4 protein-coding genes are annotated in these 3899 nt (G+C 72.2%); 2 read left to right on the top strand and 2 right to left on the bottom strand.

The genetic code is table 11. From position 1 onward, the window contains the following. Positions 1-71: 71 nt before the first annotated feature. Entirely contained in the window at positions 72-947 is an 876-nt protein-coding gene (locus tag ACFUN8_RS37115; protein WP_383647790.1) for an NAD(P)-dependent oxidoreductase, read from the bottom strand. A gap of 58 nt (positions 948-1005) precedes the next feature. Then, on the bottom strand, positions 1006-1500 hold the full coding sequence (locus ACFUN8_RS37110; RefSeq protein WP_383647788.1) for a DUF3145 domain-containing protein: 495 nt from the start codon (positions 1498-1500) through the stop codon (positions 1006-1008). A gap of 271 nt (positions 1501-1771) precedes the next feature. Between ACFUN8_RS37110 and ACFUN8_RS37105 the strand changes: the two genes are divergently transcribed. Then, positions 1772-2725, top strand: coding sequence for an SGNH/GDSL hydrolase family protein (locus ACFUN8_RS37105; RefSeq protein ID WP_383647785.1), 954 nt, complete (start codon positions 1772-1774; stop codon positions 2723-2725). A 35-nt stretch (positions 2726-2760) separates the two neighbouring features. Further along, the gene (locus ACFUN8_RS37100; RefSeq protein ID WP_383647794.1) at positions 2761-3777 is read left to right on the top strand and encodes an aldose epimerase family protein; all 1017 of its coding nucleotides are present in this window, start codon (positions 2761-2763) and stop codon (positions 3775-3777) included. Positions 3778-3899 lie beyond the last annotated feature (122 nt).

Below are 3899 nucleotides of genomic sequence, written 5' to 3'. Positions count from 1 at the left end.
GTCCTGGACGGGGGCCGGGCCTCCGGCGTAGCGGCGTTCTCGGCGTCGCGGTCGTCCCGGCGGCTGTGAGGTCAGTCGTCGAAGCTCGCGAAGTACGTCGTCGCCATGTCCTCGGCGCCGTGGCCCTGGGCCAGCGCGCGGGTGAAGCGGTTCACGCCCGCCTCCGCGACGTCCAGCCGGACGCCTGCCGCCTCGGCCGCCGCGACGATCAGGCGGGCGTCCTTGGTGGCCGTGGTGAGGGCGAAGCTCGGTGTGTAGTCGTCGTCGAGGATCGCCGACGACTTGAGGCGGAGGTAGCCGCTGTCGAGCCCGCCGCCCGCGACGGCGTCCAGGAACCCCCGGGGGTCGACGCCGAGCCCCTTGGCCAGGGCCAGCGCTTCGGCCGTCGCGTGGGTGAGGTTCAGGGCCCAGCTGTTGCAGACGAGTTTGAGCCGGGTCGCCGCCCCGGACGCGCCGTCGTCGCCCACCCAGAGTGTGCGGTCGCCCACGGCGTCCAGAACGGACGTGACGGTGTCCCGCGCCCCCTCCGGGCCCGCGGCGATGACGACGAGCTTCCCCTGCTCGGCGGGGCCCCTGGTGCCCAGCACGGGCGAGTCGAAGAAGACCAGTCCGTGCGCGTCGGCCAGTTCGGCGAGCGGGGTGAGCCCGTCCAGGCCCGCCGTCGTCGCCTGGAGCCAGACCGTGCCGGGCCGCAGCCCCGGGGCCGCCGCCGTCATGGTCTCCAGGGTGGCGGCGGCGTCGTAGAGCATCGTGACGACGACATCCGCGCCGCGTACGGCGTCCGCCGGGGTGTCCGCGATCCGCGCCCCGTCGGCCGCCAGCGGCTCCGCCTTCGCGCGGGTACGGTTCCAGACCCGGACCGCGTGCCCGGTCCGGCAGATGTTGCGAGCCATCGCCGCGCCCATGATGCCCGCGCCCAGAACAGCTACTTCGAGTTGATCAGCCATGCGCCCACGGTAGAACGAAACCGCGACGTCCAAGTGTCCGGCTGACCGGCTGACCGGCTCAGACGACCTGGTGCAGCCAGCGCACGGGCGCGCCCTCACCCGCGTACCGGAACGGCTCCAGCTCGTCGTCCCACGGCTTGCCGAGCAGCTTCGCGACCTCGGCCTCCAGCTGCGTCTCGCCGCTCAGCGACCGGGCGAGGGCGGCGCGCAGCCGGTCCTCGGGGACCAGGATGTCGCCGTGCATGCCGGTGACGGCGTGGAAGATGCCCAGCTCGGGGGTGGCGCTGTAGCGCTCGCCCTCGGCCGTGGGGCTGGGTTCGGCGGTCACCTCGAAGCGCAGCATCTGCCAGCCGCGCAGCGCGGAGGCGAGCTTGGACGCGGTGCCGGCCTCGCCCCGCCAGGAGAATTCGGACCGCCAGGTGCCGGGCGAGGCGGGCTGCCTGATCCAGTCGAGCTGGACGCGCACGCCGAGGACGCCCGCCACCGCCCATTCGACGTGGGGGCACATCGCGCGCGGCGCGGAGTGCACGTACAGAACACCACGTGTGGTCACCGGGACCTCCAGTGTGGGACGAGGTTCGCCTTTCCCAGCGGCCTCAGTAAACAGCATCGAGAGTGAAACCCCGCAAAACGGACAGCATGTGACGGGATGTAACTTACCGGAGTCGGAAGGTGTTGTTGACTCTGGTTCGACGCCTGAAAGCTACCTTGCGCGGGGGGCACGGGGGTGCCGTACTGTCGGTCCCAAAGGCGATATGCGCGAAGCTTTCACTCGCCAGGACGCCGCCGTACGCATGACGACGCCCACGCGGAGGGTTCACACGATGCCTCAGAACCCTCAGGGACGGGGTGAGCGACGCCTCGGCGGGCGCCGGGACCGTCGCCGGGCACCGTACGCGAGCGTCGCAGGCTCCTGTGCCGGGCTGCTGGTCGCCGTCGTCGCGCTGGCCGGGTGCGGGGCGTCGGACGGCGCCGATCCGGACTGGACGAAGGCGAAGACCAGCCAGTCGCCCCCGCCGAAGCCGATCTGGGACCGCACTCCCACCTCCCTCGCCGCCGTCGGCGACTCCATCACGCGCGGTTTCGACGCCTGCGGGATCCTCAGCGACTGCCCCGAGGCGTCCTGGGCGACCGGCACGGACGACGGGGTGCGCAGCCTCGCCGTGCGGCTGCTCGGTGCGCCGGGCGTCGCGGACCGCAGCTGGAACTACGCGCGCTCGGGCGCCTCCGTCGGTGAGCTGCCCGCGCAGATGGCGAAGGTGGCCGGCCACAAGCCGGATCTGGTCACGGTCATGATGGGCGCCAACGACGCCTGCAAGGACGAGGCGGCCCTGATGACGCCGGTGGACGAGTTCCGGACGTCGTTCGAGGAGTCGATGCGCCGGCTGCGCGCGGGTGCCCCCAAGACGCAGGTGTACGTGGCGAGCGTGCCCGATCTGAAGCGGCTCTGGTCCGAGGGCAAGGACAATCCGCTGGGCCGGCAGATCTGGAAGCTGGGGATCTGCTCCTCGATGCTCGGCGATTCGCAGGACATGGGCGCCGAGGCCACGGAGCGGCGCGCCACGGTGCAGGCGCGGGTGGTGGCGTACAACAAGGTGCTCAAGGACGTGTGCGCGAAGGATCTGCGCTGCCGTTACGACGGCGGGGCCGTCTTCGACTTCCGGTTCACGGGTGACCAGTTGAGCACCTGGGACTGGTTCCACCCGAGCAAGAACGGCCAGGGCAAGTTGGCCGACATCGCCTACCGCAACGTCGTCGCGGCCAAGCCCCCGGCGTAGGGTCGGCGACCGTGAACGAGTCGACCGTGAACGACATGACCGTGGCCCCGCCCGCGCCGGTGGCCGTGCCCGAGCGCGCCGGTTCGGCGCCCGACGGCACTCCCGTCCACCGCTGGGTCCTGGAGCGGGCCGGTGTGCGGGTGGGGGTGCTGACGTACGGCGGGATCCTCCAGTCCGTCGAGGTGCCGGACCGCGACGGGGCGCGCGCCAATGTGGTGCTGGGCTTCGACGGGGTCGCGGGGTACGCCGACTGTCCGTCGCCGTACTTCGGCGCGCTGATCGGCCGGTACGCGAACCGCATCGCGGGCGGGACGTTCACGCTCGACGGGCGGACGTACCGGCTGCCGCGCAACAACGGGTCCAACTGTCTGCACGGCGGTGAGCGGGGCTTCGACAAGCGTGTGTGGGACGCGGAGCCCGCGGCGGACGGGCACGGTGTGCGGCTGTCGCTGGTGAGCCCGGACGGCGAGGAGGGGTTCCCGGGGCGGCTGGAGGTCTCGGCGACGTACTCGCTGGACGCGGCGGGATCGCTGCGGGTCGGCTACCGGGCGGTGACGGACGCGCCGACGGTGGTGAACCTGACGAATCACTCGTACTGGAATCTGGGCGGCGCGGGCAGTGGCCGCGCCGGTGGGCATGTGCTGCGGATCGCGGCCGGGCACTTCACGCCGCTGGACGGCGACTCGGTGCCGACGGGTGCGCCCGCGCCGGTCGGCGGGACGCGTTTCGACTTCCGGGAGCCGCGTGAGGTGGGGTCGGGTTACGACCACAACTTCGTTCTGGAGCAAGGGTGTTCGGCGGGTGCGGTCGCGGCGGAGCTGTACGACCCGGCGTCGGGGCGGCTGTTGAAGGTGACGACGACCGAACCGGGCATCCAGCTCTACACCGGTGACGGCTTCGACGCGGGGCCGTTCGGCCCCTGCGAGGGCATCGCGCTGGAGACCCAGCACTTCCCGGACTCGCCGAACCGGCCGGACTTCCCGAGCACGGTGCTGCGGCCGGGCGAGGAGTTCGCCTCGGCGACGACGTACGGGTTCTCGACCGCCGGATGAGGGCGTGAGCCGGGTACGGCCGGTTCACCGGTCTGCCCGGTGAACCGGCCGCGTACTCCGGCGCTAAGGCCTGTCTTCAAAGTAGCGCCGTCCGCCCGTAGGGCGGGGCCTGCGCCCGCCGC

Source organism: Streptomyces sp. NPDC057307, assembly GCF_042667665.1.
In the GTDB taxonomy this organism is placed as follows: domain Bacteria; phylum Actinomycetota; class Actinomycetes; order Streptomycetales; family Streptomycetaceae; genus Streptomyces.
This window is presented reverse-complemented; position numbering and strand designations above follow the sequence as displayed.

Coding starts and splice junctions, on each gene's coding strand:
- ACFUN8_RS37115 (WP_383647790.1), bottom strand. CDS start 947: ATGGCTGATCAACTCGAAGTAGCTGTTCTGGGCGCGGGCATCATGGGC.
- ACFUN8_RS37105 (WP_383647785.1), top strand. CDS start 1,772: ATGCCTCAGAACCCTCAGGGACGGGGTGAGCGACGCCTCGGCGGGCGC.
- ACFUN8_RS37100 (WP_383647794.1), top strand. CDS start 2,761: ATGACCGTGGCCCCGCCCGCGCCGGTGGCCGTGCCCGAGCGCGCCGGT.